Annotated in this window: 12 protein-coding genes; 5 read left to right on the top strand and 7 right to left on the bottom strand. The window is 45.3% G+C overall.

Annotated elements, in window-relative coordinates; genetic code table 11:
- Window positions 1-459: 459 nt before the first annotated feature.
- The 4 genes from BEL05_RS12995 to BEL05_RS12980 all read right to left on the bottom strand — a co-directional run bounded on the left by BEL05_RS12995 (window position 460) and on the right by BEL05_RS12980 (window position 4,839).
- Window positions 460-1,431 carry a PstS family phosphate ABC transporter substrate-binding protein gene (locus tag BEL05_RS12995; RefSeq protein ID WP_028763329.1) on the bottom strand — a complete coding sequence of 324 codons (972 nt, stop codon included), beginning with the start codon at window positions 1,429-1,431 and terminating at the stop codon, window positions 460-462.
- A 234-nt stretch (window positions 1,432-1,665) separates the two neighbouring features.
- Window positions 1,666-2,961 (bottom strand): phosphate regulon sensor histidine kinase PhoR, encoded by a 1,296-nt coding sequence (gene phoR / locus BEL05_RS12990; RefSeq protein WP_069671399.1) that lies wholly within the window; start codon window positions 2,959-2,961, stop codon window positions 1,666-1,668.
- Window positions 2,962-3,026: 65 nt separating this feature from the next.
- Window positions 3,027-3,716, bottom strand: a complete 690-nt coding sequence (phoB, locus tag BEL05_RS12985) for a phosphate regulon transcriptional regulator PhoB (protein ID WP_028763327.1) — start codon at window positions 3,714-3,716, stop codon at window positions 3,027-3,029.
- 172 nt (window positions 3,717-3,888) lie between these two features.
- The gene (locus BEL05_RS12980; protein ID WP_028763326.1) at window positions 3,889-4,839 is read right to left on the bottom strand and encodes a porin; all 951 of its coding nucleotides are present in this window, start codon (window positions 4,837-4,839) and stop codon (window positions 3,889-3,891) included.
- Between the two features lie 53 nt (window positions 4,840-4,892).
- Here BEL05_RS12980 and BEL05_RS12975 point away from each other — a divergent pair, with 53 nt between their 5' ends.
- Window positions 4,893-5,132, top strand: a complete 240-nt coding sequence (locus tag BEL05_RS12975; RefSeq protein WP_139151881.1) for a hypothetical protein — start codon at window positions 4,893-4,895, stop codon at window positions 5,130-5,132.
- Window positions 5,133-5,141: 9 nt separating this feature from the next.
- Window positions 5,142-6,053 (top strand): recombination-associated protein RdgC, encoded by a 912-nt coding sequence (gene rdgC, locus BEL05_RS12970; protein WP_069671398.1) that lies wholly within the window; start codon window positions 5,142-5,144, stop codon window positions 6,051-6,053.
- Between the two features lie 94 nt (window positions 6,054-6,147).
- Here rdgC and BEL05_RS12965 read toward each other — a convergent pair whose 3' ends face one another.
- The 3 genes from BEL05_RS12965 to BEL05_RS12955 form a co-directional block, all read right to left on the bottom strand.
- A complete protein-coding gene (locus BEL05_RS12965) occupies window positions 6,148-7,557 on the bottom strand; it encodes an NAD(P)/FAD-dependent oxidoreductase (RefSeq protein ID WP_069671397.1) in 1,410 nt (469 codons plus the stop codon).
- 65 nt (window positions 7,558-7,622) lie between these two features.
- Complete coding sequence (locus tag BEL05_RS12960; protein WP_069671396.1) at window positions 7,623-9,098, bottom strand: aldehyde dehydrogenase family protein; 1,476 nt, start codon at window positions 9,096-9,098, stop codon at window positions 7,623-7,625.
- A gap of 143 nt (window positions 9,099-9,241) precedes the next feature.
- Window positions 9,242-10,009 (bottom strand): cupin domain-containing protein, encoded by a 768-nt coding sequence (locus BEL05_RS12955; protein WP_069671395.1) that lies wholly within the window; start codon window positions 10,007-10,009, stop codon window positions 9,242-9,244.
- A 599-nt stretch (window positions 10,010-10,608) separates the two neighbouring features.
- On the opposite strand from BEL05_RS12955, the gene BEL05_RS12950 reads away from it, so the two are divergent.
- The 3 genes from BEL05_RS12950 (at window position 10,609) to ppnN (ending at window position 15,941) form a co-directional block, all read left to right on the top strand.
- Window positions 10,609-12,765, top strand: coding sequence for a tetratricopeptide repeat protein (locus tag BEL05_RS12950; protein WP_083250354.1), 2,157 nt, complete (start codon window positions 10,609-10,611; stop codon window positions 12,763-12,765).
- Between the two features lie 190 nt (window positions 12,766-12,955).
- Window positions 12,956-14,512: a sensor domain-containing diguanylate cyclase gene (locus BEL05_RS12945; protein WP_028763319.1), complete on the top strand. Its 1,557-nt coding sequence runs from the start codon at window positions 12,956-12,958 to the stop codon at window positions 14,510-14,512.
- A gap of 76 nt (window positions 14,513-14,588) precedes the next feature.
- Window positions 14,589-15,941 (top strand): nucleotide 5'-monophosphate nucleosidase PpnN, encoded by a 1,353-nt coding sequence (ppnN, locus tag BEL05_RS12940; RefSeq protein WP_028763318.1) that lies wholly within the window; start codon window positions 14,589-14,591, stop codon window positions 15,939-15,941.
- Window positions 15,942-16,046 lie beyond the last annotated feature (105 nt).

Below are 16,046 nucleotides of genomic sequence, written 5' to 3'. Positions count from 1 at the left end.
TGACCTTCAGGCACACACCCCAATAACAATGAACCAAAAGAGAAAATGTAACCAGCCTTCATTCGAAGGCTAACAAGTTTTGGGGCAAAACCTTCTTAGATTTTAATTCTCAAGTCACACCAAATACCGTCAAATCGAAGAGAGAAAATAACCCAGTGTAAGCGCGGTTTTGGCCTTCGAAATCATGGCCAAAAATGTTCCCGACATTTTTCGGCATTCCCGACTTCCATGTAGGTCAGATGTTTTCGTTAAGCGGCCAAGGATGGCGCAAAGCGTCCCGAAGCAGTATCTGCACATAAGCCTGCTGCAAGCAATTAACTCCCATTGAAGGTACGACCTTCTCAAACACCCAACAAATAAGATGCAGCCAAACGCTACTGAAGTTAACTCCCAAAAATTTCGTCTTCATTTGAAGACAAAAAAGGCCTCCGAGGAGGCCTTTTTTGCTTAGAGTAAAGCTTACAGGCGAATGCCAGCTTTCTCTAAATCTTTTGCAGTGACGCTGCGAGGTAGCGGCACATAACCATCTTTTTCAACAATTTGCTGCCCCTGCTTTGATAGCACAAAGCGAAGGAACTCACGCTCTAGCGGTGCTAGGTCTTTGTTAGGGTGCTTGTTCACATAAACGTATAGGTAACGTGATAGTGGGTAGCTACCGTCTGCAGCGTTAGCCGCTGTTGCGTCGATGAACTTATCACCTTTCTTAGAGATAGCAACGGCTTTTACGCCAGCAGTCTTATAACCGATACCCGAATAACCAATAGCGTTAAGTGACTGCGATACAGACTGCACCACTGATGCAGAACCTGGTTGCTCGTTTACGTTGGCTTTGAAGTCGCCTTTACATAGGGCTTTCTTCTTGAAGTAGCCATAAGTACCCGATACTGAGTTACGACCGTATAGCTGCACATCTTTAGCAGACCAGCCGCCTTCTAGACCAACATCACCCCAACGTTGTACATCGCTACCGCCACACTTATGTGTTGCAGAGAAGATGCCATCGATCTGCTCGATGCTTAGGCCTTGGATTGGGTTGTCTTTGTGTACAAATACCGCTAGTGCATCAATCGCAACACGGATCGCAGTAGGCTGATAACCGTAATGTTTTTCAAAGGCTTCAACTTCGTTTGGCTTCATCTTGCGGCTCATTGGTCCAAACTGAGATGTCCCTTCAGTCAATGATGGTGGCGCTGTAGAAGAACCCGCTGCTTGAATTTGGATGTTCACGTTTGGATACATCTCTTTATATTCTTCAGCCCAAAGTGTCATCATGTTGGCTAAGGTATCTGAACCTACAGAAGAAAGGTTACCCGATACGCCACTGCTTTTTTCATAAGTTGGCAGTGATGGATCAAGTGCTGCCATCGCGGCTGCAGAAAATACACTAGCGGCTGTTAAACTCACCGCACCGACAAGCTGTTTAAGTTTCATTCTTTGCTCCAGTGTTAAGCTGATTTGCTTACTTGCTTCATTTAAGTTGCAGCCAGTATCAATCGCTACAGTGACAAGTCTATGACTGTGATGTGACACTTAGATGACAAAGGCCACGAAAACCGCTTTTTCGGCTAATTTTATTCGCTTATCACCGCAAACTGTCGTGTTTTTGCAATAAAAAAGCCGTCTACAATAGACGGCTCATAAAATTGAAGCCTTGCTTAAGCCGCTTTATGACTCATCAATTAAGTGCGGTGGGATGGTAAAGCTAAAACAACTGCCTTTGCCAAGCTGGCTAGTAATATTAAGCTCGCTTTGGTGATGACTTAAGGCATGTTTAGTAATTGCCAAGCCTAACCCTGTGCCGCCACTTTGGCGAGAGCGTGCACTGTCAACACGATAGAAACGCTCTGTCAGTCGACTTAAATGTTGCGGAGCAATCCCCTCACCCGTATCCGTCACACTAAACTGGGCTCCAAGGGGAACACGCTGCCAGCTAATGCTAATGGTGCCACCGGGCTCCGTATAACGAATTGCGTTTGACACCAAATTAGAACAGGCACTGCGCAGTTGCACCTCATTGCCATAGATATTTAAACCCGGCTCACAACTCACCTTAAGGGTATATTGACCTAAGGCTAGCGCATTGGCCTCCTCTTTAATGGTATCCATGATCAGGGTCATATTGACCTTTGCTTCAAGGTTGACCCCTGTGCCATCTTCAATACGCGATAGCACCAATAGCTGCTCAACCATGGAGCGCATCCGGTTGGTTTGTTGCTGCATCTGCTCCATGGCTTTAACGTTTGCAGACCCAGGCTCAGCCATTCCCTGCATCATCTCAAGGTAGCCTTGTAATACCGTTAGCGGCGTTTTGAGCTCATGAGAGACATTCGCGACAAACTCTTTACGCATCCCTTCGAGCTGGCGCACTCGGGTGATGTCACGGGCAATTAATAACAGTTGCCCCGATCCATACCCCATGATCCGAATCTCCAACACGCGGCCATCATTTTGCGCATCAGGTAGTTCAAAGGGCTCGTTGAAGTCGGCGTGTTTCAGGTAGCTTGAGAAATCGGGATCGCGAATAAGGTTGTCGATGCGTTGACCATTATCTTGCGGCCAAACCAGCCCCAGTAATAGTTGCGCCAGTTTATTACACCAAACAATATTATTATCGGAATCAAGCACAACGGCAGCATCAGGCAAGGCTTCGGCACCTTGTCTAAAACGCGCTAATAGATTGGCTAACTGAGACACTCGCTTACGATTTTTACCCTGTAGACGATAGATGCCATTGAACACTCCCTCCCAGCTGCCGCTGCCATTTGGCGGTGTCAGACGTTTATCGCGCCATAGCCAAAAGTTAAGTCGGGAGATCTGCTTATAGTGCCAAACCAGTAGGCCAATGCTACCAAGAAGCATCACAAACAGCACATGATTGACGATTAATCCAACAGCAAGACAGAGCAGTAGAAAGATCACCAAGCGTGTCAGTAGCCGGTACCCTGAATATGAATCAAACATAGCTTAACCATAGTGAGCAATTGGGCACAAGATAACGTAAATCGCTATCTGTGCCTACCAATTTGCTAAACCCGAGTTGAGAAGCGGTAACCTGCCCCACGGACAGTTTGAATGAGGCGATCGTGATTGGAAGGTTCAACCGCCTTACGTAAACGGCGAATATGAACATCAACGGTGCGGTCTTCAACGTAGACATTAGTGCCCCAAACGTTATCCAATAACTGTTCTCGGCTATACACCCGCTCTGGATGTGTCATGAAGAAGTGTAATAAGCGAAATTCTGTCGGGCCCATGTCGAGCACTTGCTCACCAACAGTCACTCGGTGACTGACTGGGTCAAGTACAAGTCCTTGCACATCAATAGGCTCCTCTAATGCCGTGGGCGCACTACGACGCATCACAGCTTTGATTCGTGCCACCAGCTCCTTAGGCGAGAATGGCTTAGTGATATAGTCATCGGCGCCAACCTCTAGCCCCTTAACCTTATCTTCCTCTTCGCCTCTGGCTGTCAACATGATGACAGGTATGTGACGGGTATACTCATTTTGGCGAAGCTTCTTCGCCAACTGAATGCCGCTCCCTCCAGGGAACATCCAATCGAGTAATACTAAATCTGGGTAAGGCTCGGACAACATATCCAATGCTGAGTCAAAATCCTCTGCTGTAGTTGTCGTGAATCCATGTTGTTCTAAAACAAAAGCTAACATCTCTCGGATGGCCAGCTCGTCTTCAACTATCAATATCCTAGCAGTCATATGCGATCTTCTATCAGTGAATTCCCACGCTTCTATTATTGGACTGTTTTATTACAAAAATATGAAAATACCCGCTCATACTGTCATAAAGTGGCACTTTTTGTCATAAAACTTACAAATAATAAAAAAGGAGGCCTAGGGCCTCCTTTTTTAATTCAAATACTTAACTTGTTTAGAACTTGTGTTCTAGACCTAAACCGAAGAATTTGTCATCGCTGTTATCACCTTCCATAGAGCGGTTAGTGTAGAACGCGAATAGCTTAGTTGGCTTACCTAGCTTGTAATCACCGCCCACCGACCATGTATCGCCCTTGTCTTCCATATCTTGGTACTGCGCTTTCAGCACAATTGCATCAATGGTGTAAGCTGCGCTGAACAGGTAACCCGTCTTGCTGTCTGCACCATCAACCACTTCACCAGTCTTTTTGTAGGTTTCTTCTTGCTGCTGATACATAGCGCCTAGCTTTAGTCCAGCCACTTTACCTTGAACCGTAGCACGAACCACTTCGTAACCTTTTACATCTGAATCATAAGCAATAGAGGCGTAGATAGGTGACTTTTTCAATTTTGCATCACCGTACATTGCCGCTAGGCTGAATCCATCTTGCGCATACTGTGAGCTTGCACCTTCAGCGGCATAAGTCACACCCATTTTGAAACCGCTAAAGTTAGGCGTGATATAAGTAGCCGTTTGCTCGATACGGTTTTCGCCTTTAAATAGGTTTTTTAAATCACCTGAAAGGTCATTGAATTGGTCAACTTTGCCTTGTGAGATTTTAAGCATGGTGTCGTTGCGACCAACGGAAAACGCACCAAAGTTACCTTTAAGGCCAACAAATTGGTTACGTGCCTTGAAGTTTTCTTTTACGTCATCACCAGTATCAACTTCATACTCAACAGTATAAAAAGCTTCTAATGCGCTGCTTAGTTCAAAAGCGCCCTTTACACCGAAACGTGAGGCATTACTTTGAATCGTCGTCGTTGCATCACCGTCAACATCGTTAGATTGTGCTGTTACGTTTAATTTTCCGTAAACAGTCAATGGATCTGCAGCCTGTGCAGACGCTAAAGTGGCAGTGGCTAGTGCAGAAGCAAGTAGAGTTTTACAAAAAACGTTCATCATTTAATCCTTTCGACGTTTATTCGTCTTGGTTATTGGTTTGGACGGCCGAAAGTTTGCAACTTTTTTGTTGCAGTTTTATTTCAGCATTTGATGAACCAAGTAAAAAGCACAACCAAAAAGAATCAGAGAAAGACGAAACCCAAGGCTATCAAGGGGTACAGCTGCATGATGAGAAATATTACAGTTTAATGAAATATGACAGTTGGGACTTTTTTGTTACAACACACACCTTAACCGATTGCGGTTTACCCGAGGTCGACAATGGCTTACACTGCGGCTTTATTTACTATTGAGCGCCTATCATGTGGTTTAAAAATCTTACTGTATATCGTTTTAATAAACCTTTCTCTGTCGACACTGAAGCGCTAGAGACGTCATTAGAAGACTTTACTTTTTCTCCCTGTTCTAGCCAAGACGTTAGCAAATTCGGCTTTTCGAAAGCACTTGGAAAACTAGGCCATACACTCGTACACAGTGCTGGTGACAGACACCTAATTTGTGCCACCAAAGAAGAAAAAATCCTACCTTCACAGGTTGTTAAAGAAGCTCTTGAAGAGAAAGTCGCTCAAATCGAAGCCGAAGAAGACCGTAAACTGGCTAAAAAAGAGAAAGACGCCTTAAAAGATGAGATAACCACTACGCTACTGCCACGTGCATTTTCTCGTCGCAGTCAGATTAGTGCACTGATCTTGCCTGAAATTGAGATGATTTTAGTCGACAGCTCAAGTGCCGCTAAAGCCGAAGAACTATTGGCCCTTTTACGTAAAGCTCTCGGTTCACTGCCGGTGATCCCAATGAGCTTCAAAACACCAATCGAAACTCAATTGACAGAATGGCTAAAAGACAATAGCACACCTGCTCCCTTCGAAATGCAAGATGAAGCAGAGCTAAAATCAGACTCAGATGAAGGCGGTATCGTTCGTTTTAAGCAGCAAGATCTTACTGAAAACGAAGTATTGGCTCACCTTGAAGTGGGTAAACAGGTGCATAAGCTGGCGCTTCACTTTGGACAGTCTATTGCCTTCTTGCTGCAATCAGATGCCAGCATTAAACGCCTCAAGTTTTCTGAAGAGTTTAGAGCCAGTAACGATGAGGTCGGCACAGAAGACCCACTTGCTAGACTCGATGCTGACTTTGCCTTGATGGGTAGCGAGCTTATCGCATTGATGAACGCTTTGGTTGAAGCCTTAGGTGGCTTGGAAGAAAGTTTATAATAGCCATTATTTGCTAAAAACCACCGCTAAGCGGTGGTTTTTTTTATGACATTTAAATAGCTGTCTCACATCCAGTTCGGTCTCTCACCATGGCTTAACAGGTAAAGCCTAAGTTAAGTTTATCTAACATTTTCAGCCATAATCCGCGTTCGCCATTACGGCTATCAGCTTTAATTAACGCATCTTGTGTATACCTCACGCCAAACCAGCGAAATGGCTCTGGTGCCCACGGCATGGGTTTCTTGGTGACAAAATGCATCTGCAAAATATCACTCGGCTGATAACCCAGTAGCTCAATTCCAATACGCGCGCCAAAACGCGAAGCACCGACACCGAGTCCTGTGTACCCCACCGCCCAGGCCAAACGGCCGTTATAGGTCACGCCTGGCACCATACAAAAACGGGTAGAGGTGGCAATGATACCGCTCCATCTATGGCTAAACTTAACCCCTTTGAGTTGCGGAAAAGTCTCAAAAAACTCTTTCGACAACTGCTCAAACAGCGCAGGCACATCCGCTTGGGTAGCGATATCGGTACCATTATTAAAATAGTAACGCACCGCCCCACCACCGCCCCAGGTAATACGGTTATCTTGGGTCATTCGATAATAGTGAAACATATTGGCATAGTTACTGATGGCGTGACGGCTTTTATGCCAACCAATGGCCTCTAGCTGCGCGTCATTAAGCGGCTCTGTCGCTAGCTGATAATCCCATACTGGGATCACTGAACGTCTGATCGCACCTATCGGGTTGTGAAAAGCATTGGTGGCCATCAGCACTTTGTCGCTGGTGATGTTGCCCCCAAGGCAGTGAGCTTGCATCTTGTCCTGCCCCAGAGGTTTGACCGACTCTAGTGGCGTGTTCTCAAAAATACGAACACCTAACTCAAGCAAGACTCGCTTTAACCCCCAACATAATCTGGCTGGGTCAACAATGCCAGACTGCCCCTCTTTGCGCCATAAACCAGCAAGGTAAGTCGGTGAATTTACTTGTGCTTGCATCTGCTGCTGATCGTAAAAAATCACCTCTTTGCCCGCGGCTTTCTCTTCGTCATACTCTTCACGTAAATGCTCAACGGATCCTGGGTTGGTCGCGACACAGGTATCGCCCACAGGCTCATAACGGGCATCGATATTGTAACGCTGCAATGTTTCCAATAGCTCGGCCATATTTTGATGGCCTAGTGCCTCTAGACGCTGCGCCTCACCAGGGAAATGATGTTCTGTATTGTTTTCTCCGTGGGCAAGGCTAGCATTGAGAAAGCCACCGTTTCGCCCTGAAGCGCCATCGGCTACAAAGGTTTTCTCAATTAAAATAATGTCGGCATCGGCTTTACGTTCTTTGGCCTGCAATGCAGCCCAAAGGCCGGTAAACCCGCCGCCAACAATGAGGAGTTCGCAATTAACGTCCTCCTTTAGTGCCGGCACGGTATCTGGACGAATGTCTTGATCATGCCACAATGAGCAATATTTAGAGTCTTTAAGCGCTTCAAGATGTTGCATAGTTTTCTCAATTATTATTTTATTTATGATGAATATAGGGCCTCAAATTCCTCAATGGCTACTCACTATTTGATGTACCACCCCCAAGGTTCGTCACTTTCATAACGAGTTATCTGTTTGGTTTCAAGGTAGTTATTAAGACCCCACTCTCCTAGTTCTCTGCCAATACCTGATTGTTTGTAGCCGCCCCATGGCGCTTCAACAAACGTTGGCTGTGAACAGTTAACCCAGACAATCCCGGCACGAAACGCGCGAGCAACGCGCTCACAGCGATCGAGATCGGCCGACATCACCGCCGCCGCCAAGCCAAAGCGGGAGTCGTTAGCCATACGTATTGCTTCACTTTCGCTGCTAAAAGGTTTTACACATACCACTGGGCCAAAAATCTCTTCAGTCCAGATCCAGCTATCTTCCGCCATCTCGGTAAGGACAGTCGGTTCTAAAAAGTAACCCGCTTCAAGTCCCAACGGCCTATTTCCGCCAGTCGCGATATGAGCACCATCGGCTACACCGCGGGCGATAGCGGCTTTGACTTTTTCATACTGCGCAGCATTGACCAGTGGCCCAAGCAAGACGTCATCTTTGTCGCCCGCACCGATAGCGATCTTCTTCGCTTCAGTAACCAAGCGTGCCAGTAAAGCCGGATAGATAGACTCGGCAACAAGCACCCGTGAAGTGGCCGAACACACCTGACCTTGATTCCAAAAAATACCAAACATGATCCACTCGACCGCTTTTTCAATATCGCAATCTTCAAACACCACCATGGGTGATTTTCCGCCTAATTCCAAACTGACGGTTTTGATATCTTTTGCGGCCATGGCCATAATTCTTGAGCCCGTGGGAACCGAGCCAGTAAATGCCAGCTTATCGATATGGGGATGCTCAACTAACGGTTGTCCCGCATCGGGACCGAGACCTGAAACAATATTAAGTACGCCAGCAGGAAGCTCTGCCTCTTCGGCAATTTCAGCGAGTGCTAACGCTGTTAGTGGTGTCACCTCTGAGGGTTTTAACACCATAGTACAACCCGCAGCTAATGCCGGCGCCACCTTCCAAGCGGCCATCAACATAGGGAAATTCCAGGGAATAATCGCGCCAGCCACACCAACAGGCTCCTTCACTGCTTTGGCGCTAAAGCCGGGTTCAGACAAAGCGATCGGTTTTTCCTGATTACTATCGAGTTGCTCGGCCAGCTCGGCATAGAAGGTAAATGTGCCAGCCGTATCTTCAATATCCCATTTGGCTTCAGGGAACGGCTTACCATTATCGAGCACCTCAAGCTGGGCTAGCTCATCGAGTCGACGGGTAATAATACTGGCTATTTTACGTAGATAGGTACCGCGCTCGGCACCACTCATTCGCGGCCATGGCCCCACATCAAAAGCCTGTCTGGCGGCACTGACCGCAGCATCTATATCAGTTTTGTTGCCAGCAGGAATGGTTGCAATGACCGCTTCAGTGGCCGGATTGATGACATCAAAAGTTTCGCTGCTTGAAGGCTCAAACCACTTTCCGCCAATATAATGTTTGTTATACATTCCCGCTCCTCTCATTATTTTTTAGTTCTTATTTGGGTCGTTATAGATAGCGGCTTAACTCACTACCTCACTCAATAGCTTAATCATTGCAATAACTATTTAGCGCTTGTCCATCTTAATGAATCATCAGCTTCAACCCTTAATCAGGCAATTGATGCAGGGGCGATGATGGTATAAAAAGCGCGAACAGTTTGAGTTACTCGCCACTGGCAGGTGACGCCTTGTGGAATGAAGAGCGCCTCCCCAGCAGTAAACGTATGTTCAACTTGCTCATCATCGACCAATACCAACACACCACTTTGCAGATAGAGAAACTCATTGGCACCAAAGGTTAACGGCGCAGACTCACACTGTTCACTCTCCCAAGTCCCCGAAAAGAAACGTGCTTGCGCATCACGGTAGCACTGCGCCACCTTTTGCGGGCCGCCATCAAGGCTAAAGTGCGGCAAAAAGGCGGTATCATTGCCAGTATTTTTTTCCGTTACAACTAAAGCGGGTTTGATAATACTTTCAACCACAGCTTGAGCCGGCATAGCCTCGTTGGGATGAGCCGAAATCACGTAAAACTTACGCACATACCCTGGTTGATGCCACTGGCAATCGTAGCCTTTAGGTATAACGAACGCTTCCCCTGCATGGATATGTTCGACCAGACCCGTATGGTTGTTTTTCACCTCAATGTCACCGTCAATGACCCACATAAACTCATCGCAATCGTAAGGGCCGCCCGCTTCTGTCACCGCAGTGCTATCCCATGTACCAATATAGAGGCCAAGTTGATCATTTTCGTAATAGCTATGAGTATGTTGCGTGGGCAAGTCACCGACAAACATCTCAGCAGACACCTCATCGGGAACCTCGCCAAACCCTGCTGGATTTGGGCTTAATCTTGTTATTTTATTGATAAACATATTACTAAAACCTTGTTACTCAAATCTTAAACGTGTCAAAGTCGCACCTTGACTATTTCGTGGCAGCCATAATGGTTACGTGATAAAAAGTTGATTAACGACCTAAAAAAACCCGGTAAAATTTAACGCTGTAGACAACTTGGTCGTCTAGCCATGGTTTAATCTAACTGATTAGTGGCTGTTGGGGAATGGCTTTTGTAAAATATATTGAGCAAATTGTTGTGAATATAAATCTACAGAGTCATATTAACCTAATCAGGTCAGCTCAGTGCCAGCAAGCTCTTGGTAAGAATGACAGCTCGTTTGCGTACATATCCACCCGTTGAGCAAAGTCGTGCTGCACTAACATAATGAACCACTGATGAGATCGTATCGGGCGACGTTAATCGCTCTAGGTTACGAGCTTGGTGTGGGGCCATCCCTTCACAACAAGCCAAAAGCTAAGAAAAATCAAAATCAAGCCGTCAGCTAGTTTCACTGTCGCTACCTTCTGTTATCATTGCCATAATAAAAGATTAGCTCTTGCACGATAACCCATCATCTCGAGTGGCCTGATCCTATAAACCGATAATAAGCCCCTCAAAAGGGTTGGTGATTAAATGACGATGCGACTTTTACTACTTGGCTATTTAATACTGCCACTTTTGTTTTCCCCCATAGCGTTTAGCGCCCAAAGTCAGTTAGTTGCGCAAGAAATAAAACTTCGAGAATCATCAGCGGAGTTTTATCAGGATCTCATTAACACCATCCCTTTTGAATTGACCTTTAATAATGAGGTTGAATTTTCCCGTCTCGCACAAGAGCAAGGTTTTACTGAAGACGACTTAAAAGAGCGACTCCAATGGCTTGCAAGGGTCTATCTCGAGCCTCGTGTTGGTGTTGACAACGCGATAAGCAAAGCAGCGCAGTTAATCGCGTCTTTGACCAATATTGCCAATACACCTTTCGATAAAAGTTACATATTGATGCTGAAAGCGCGCAAAGTCGGACGAGAGAAGCAGGATTATCAGCAGTCAATTGAACTCTACAATCAATCATTAAAACAGCTCAATGACGCCGAAGACATTGCAACCACGCTATTGCTACATACCATTCATTACCAGCTGGGTGACGTATACCGTATCACTTTGCATAAAAGTCAGGCGTTAGTGCACTTTAATCAATATCGTGAATTAGCGTATCAACTGCGAGAGGGCTACCTTATTGCGCAAGCCGAAGCCACTTTAGGGCTTTTCTTTAATCGCGATGAGCAGTACACCAAAGCACTACAGCATTATATCGAAGCCATACGTGTATCAGAGGGACTAGATAAACCTTTTTTACAATCGGTTTTAACCTTGCGACTTGCTAGGGTTTACCGTGATCTAGAGTCTTGGGATGAGTCACTGGAATATGCCCATAAAGCGGCGGATGGTTTTAAGGCCCTTAATAATGACAACTACTTGTCGAGCTGTATGACCGTCATCGCAATGGTTTATGCCAACCAAGGTAAGTGGAATCAGGCAATCGACTATTACCTCAATGCCCAACAGATAGATGTCAAACGTGGCAATTTGACCGCACAAGCGCTCAATTTTCACAACCTTGGCGAAGCTTATTTCAATAATGCAGAGCCAAAAACAGCACTAGACTTTCTAATCAAAGCCAACAGTCTGTTTTTACAGAAAAAAAGTAAGCATTACCTAGTATACAACGATATTCTTATCGCCCAAGTCGCCACTGAATTGGCCGATTGGTCAATGGTCAATGCCTATGGCGCTAAAGGATTTCTCCTTGCTAAAGAGCAAAACTTACTCAGTGAGATGATCGAAGCACTGCAATACCGTACCTTAGCACTGAAACATCTAGGTGAAATAGAAAAAGCCCTCGCCACACTTGATGAACTACTTATCTATAGTCGCGAATTAGCTGAACAGCCCAAAGATGACCAAGCATACAACCCAAGTTTATTAGCCGAGCAAAAACTCAAGCTGCAGCTTAATCAATTGCAAGGCGCTAAGTCAGATAGTGATGACAGCCTACAACAATTTAGGTTGCTATTTATCATCACCTTATTGTTGGCAACGCTTATCTCTTTGGTCTGTATCAATCAATGGCGGAGCAAGCGTTTCTTAGGCAAAAAATCACAAGTACTTGTTGCGGAGTCCTTGTTAGACCCAGTAACTAAATTACCCGGATACCGCGGATTTATCGACGATATCGGCGCAGCAACTCAATCACCCATGATCGCCATGATGTCACTAACGGGCGCACAAAACAGCGATCTGTTATTGGGGCAACAGCAAAACAACCAACAGATGCAACAACTCATCGATGCCTTGACTGACACTCTAGCCCAGAACGCTTATATTATCCGCCCAGGATTAATTGCGATGACCTTTTCTAAGCAACAAGATCACCAGCAAACCCTCGATACTATTCGTGTTATTGTCAACCAACTCGCGCCCCATGCCGATATTTCACTCCACCTTGGAATTATCAATCTACCACTGCTGAGTAATCTCGATGTAAAACTCTCATCTGAAGTTCACTTTGGGGTGCTACAAATGATGGTCGCCGGCGCTATCAGTCTGGGTCATAGCAACGATTATTATGTCACCATTACGCCACTTAATTTTGCACCTGCGGCAATTTTTTCAACTCCGCTATACTTACACCTTGAAAAGGCCATTAGCCGCGGATTAGTTAAAGTCGAGTGTAATGATAACAAGGCACTTATTCGTTGGCCGAAATGGCAAGGTGTTGAAGAGAGTTAACACACTATAGAGAAGAATTTACGCCAAGTCACATAGCCGATATTACTCATTTGCATAACACAATGAATGAGATACCATCAGGTTGAAGGCGCATGTTTACATAGCGGCATCTTTAAGTCTTAGCTGTTCGCCGCCAATTTTTATTTTATAGGGCTGTATTTTTCGCTCCACTACTTTTACAAGGTCTAGAATGAAGGACTCTATGGCAAGCGTTTCACAAGTTTCACTGCTTAAGCAGAAGCTACACTCAGCCAAAACGGCATTAGCTGAGGTAAGCGAGCAAAAAGAGCAAAATCAAAACTCTTTATTGCAATTCATTGGTCATCTAAGTCTCGCCTGTAAAGGACAGAGTATTGAGCTAGACAACAAACTAGCCAAGCTCAGACATAACCTTATTGGCCAAGATAGCTTTGAGCAATCGCTACCTGAACTAGTTGAAATTGAACACCTTTTAAAAAATCAGTATCACCATGTGATGGGGCAACTTGAAGAGGGTCGCGCCAGCCTATCAAAAGTCATTCGCCAACTGCAGCGCGTCAACTCAGTACCAGATAAAGTCAAAAAAGAGATCGCCTACTTTAAACAAGATCTCGGTAAGCCATTTCACACCTATTGGGATTACTTTCCCAAGGTGGAGCGACTAGTCAGCTTCTACGAAAGTATTTTGCAACAGCAACTTGAACAAGGTGACAAGCTCGAGGTGTTACCTAAACATCGTCAGCTGGCTCATGAACTTGCACAGATGATCTCTGAAATAGAGTTCCGCAAAGATCAACGCGACCAAGTGCTTGTGATCAAAGATTCTTTATCTGATGAGATTGAAGTTGAAACCCTGATCGATGCATATCAAACCATTTTGTCTTTGCTGTTAGAAAATATTGCGCTTGAGAAAAGTGCCTCACAAGAGTTTTTGTTTGCCCTCAACGATGCATTGTCGGCCGTCCGAGAAGTCGTCAGTGACTCCTATAACAGCAATCAACGCAGCTACCAGTTAAAAAAACAACTCAATAGAGAAATTAACTCTCGCGTCGATAACGTCGGCGACGCCATTATTGATATCGATGATATTAACCACTTGAAATCGCAAGTTACTGAACAATTGGCATCGATTCGTACCGCGTTAGGCCGTAAAGAGGCATTGGAGCAACGCGAACAGGCGATGCTGCGCAAGTCAATGGAGACCATGCGTGATGAGCTTAATGAGCTAAGTAAAGAGGCCAACGCCTACAAAGAGCGTTTGTTTGAACAGCAAAAAATCAACCTGCTTGATTCGCTAACTCAGCTGCCTAACCGGGCTGCACTGGAGGAGCGTATGGAGCAGGAATACCGAAATTATCAACGCCATAAACACCCTCTATGGGTTGCAGTGGCCGACATAGATCACTTCAAATCGATCAATGATAATTTCGGTCATAGTACCGGAGATAAAACCCTTCAAGTGATCTCGATGGCACTGAAGAACTCACTGCGTGAATCTGAATTTGTGGCACGATATGGCGGCGAAGAGTTTGTCTTGATTATCCCCGATGTCAATGCGTCAGATATTGAACATATGCTTAATCGCGTGAGAGAAAAAGTAAAAAATATACCATTTAAATTTAAAAATCAGAGAATTACAGTTACAGTATCTATAGGTGCTGCGCAAATTCTCGAAAATGAACAGATAAATGAAACCTTCGAGCGAGCCGATGCGGCACTCTATAAAGCTAAACATGAAAGCAGAGATAGAGTGATAATCGATAATTAAGGCAAGCCAGTCAGGTAGCGATATTAACTGATGGGCTGCCATTCAGATGAATCACTTCTCCTGCTAAGGAGTTGCCATGATCGTGAACATCAGTCCCAGAGGTAGCATGGATCAACTTTCACAATTGGAAGTTGATCGCCTCAAACAAAACGCCAGTAGTGAGCTCTACCAACTTTTCCGCAACTGTTCATTAGCCGTACTAGCCTCAGGCTTACAGAGTGATAATGCCCAAGGCTTATTTGAACAGTATAGTAATTTTAATATCAATGTATTGCGCCGTGAACGCGGCATAAAGATTGAACTGGTTAATCCACCAGAAGCCGCCTTTGTCGATGGACAAATCATTGCAGGGATCCAAGAGCACCTATTTGCAGTGCTCAGAGATATCGTTTACCTCAGTGACCGCTACGATAACCTCAAACATATTAATCTGACCAATTCTAACCATATTACTAATGTGGTATTTGATATTCTGCGCAACGCACAAGTGATCCCCCGTCAAGAGCCCAATGTCGTCGTATGTTGGGGGGGCCACAGCATTAATGAAGTTGAGTATCAATATACACGTGAGGTGGGTTATGAATTGGGATTACGCTCACTCAATATCTGCACCGGTTGTGGGCCTGGCGCAATGGAAGGCCCCATGAAAGGTGCCGCCATTGGCCATGCAAAGCAGCGGGTACGCAATGCTCGATATATAGGTCTAACTGAGCCAAGTATCATCGCCGCCGAGCCACCAAATCAAATAGTCAATGAGCTAGTTATTTTGCCAGATATCGAAAAACGTCTAGAGGCTTTTGTTCGCTTAGGCCACGGTATCATTATCTTTCCGGGCGGTGCGGGCACAGCGGAGGAACTTCTTTACTTGTTAGGCATTCTACTGAATAAAGAAAATGCCTCGACCCCTTTCCCATTGATTTTAACTGGGCCAAAGGAGAGTGCGGACTATTTCACCAAAATCGACCAGTTCATCGGTGCAACCTTAGGTGAAGAGGCGCAACGTAAATACCAAATCATCGTTGATGATCCTGTGCAGGTGGCACGAATAATGAGCCATGGCATGGATGAGATAAAACTGCATCGCAAAGATACCGGCGACTCATACCAATACAACTGGTCGCTTAAAGTCGAGCCTGAGTTTCAGCTTCCCTTTGATCCCAGTCATGAAATGATGACTAACTTAAACCTGTATTTTCAGCCAAATAAAGCGGAGTTGGCGGCCAACCTAAGACGCGCATTTTCTGGTATAGTCGCTGGCAATGTAAAAATGGAAACCATCAAAGAGATCACCCGTTTAGGACCATTTGAATTAAAAGGTGATGAAACCTTAATGAACATGATGGATGAGTTGTTAGCCGCTTTCGTCTCCCAGCAACGAATGAAATTGCCGGGCAGCGAGTATGTTCCTTGCTACAAAATCGTCAAATAGCAAAAAGTCATCAGGGCCTATTGATCTTTTACGGTTTTTGGATCCTAGCTTATTGGCACATGTTGTTAAGGAAGGGTTATACCCAGCGATGTCGGGAGGCATACA

It is taken from the genome of Shewanella colwelliana (genome assembly GCF_001735525.1).
Lineage (GTDB): Bacteria > Pseudomonadota > Gammaproteobacteria > Enterobacterales > Shewanellaceae > Shewanella > Shewanella colwelliana.
Note: the sequence above shows the minus strand (reverse complement) of the source record. Positions and strands in the feature narration are given on the sequence as shown.

What these genes read in the sequence shown, in the direction of transcription:
- BEL05_RS12995 (WP_028763329.1), bottom strand. Translation starts at nt 1,431, where the DNA reads ATGAAACTTAAACAGCTTGTCGGTGCGGTGAGTTTAACAGCCGCTAGT.
- phoR (WP_069671399.1), bottom strand. Translation starts at nt 2,961, where the DNA reads ATGTTTGATTCATATTCAGGGTACCGGCTACTGACACGCTTGGTGATC.
- phoB (WP_028763327.1), bottom strand. Translation starts at nt 3,716, where the DNA reads ATGACTGCTAGGATATTGATAGTTGAAGACGAGCTGGCCATCCGAGAG.
- BEL05_RS12980 (WP_028763326.1), bottom strand. Translation starts at nt 4,839, where the DNA reads ATGATGAACGTTTTTTGTAAAACTCTACTTGCTTCTGCACTAGCCACT.
- rdgC (WP_069671398.1), top strand. Translation starts at nt 5,142, where the DNA reads ATGTGGTTTAAAAATCTTACTGTATATCGTTTTAATAAACCTTTCTCT.
- BEL05_RS12965 (WP_069671397.1), bottom strand. Translation starts at nt 7,557, where the DNA reads ATGCAACATCTTGAAGCGCTTAAAGACTCTAAATATTGCTCATTGTGG.
- BEL05_RS12960 (WP_069671396.1), bottom strand. Translation starts at nt 9,098, where the DNA reads ATGTATAACAAACATTATATTGGCGGAAAGTGGTTTGAGCCTTCAAGC.
- BEL05_RS12955 (WP_069671395.1), bottom strand. Translation starts at nt 10,009, where the DNA reads ATGTTTATCAATAAAATAACAAGATTAAGCCCAAATCCAGCAGGGTTT.
- BEL05_RS12950 (WP_083250354.1), top strand. Translation starts at nt 10,609, where the DNA reads ATGACGATGCGACTTTTACTACTTGGCTATTTAATACTGCCACTTTTG.
- BEL05_RS12945 (WP_028763319.1), top strand. Translation starts at nt 12,956, where the DNA reads ATGAAGGACTCTATGGCAAGCGTTTCACAAGTTTCACTGCTTAAGCAG.
- ppnN (WP_028763318.1), top strand. Translation starts at nt 14,589, where the DNA reads ATGATCGTGAACATCAGTCCCAGAGGTAGCATGGATCAACTTTCACAA.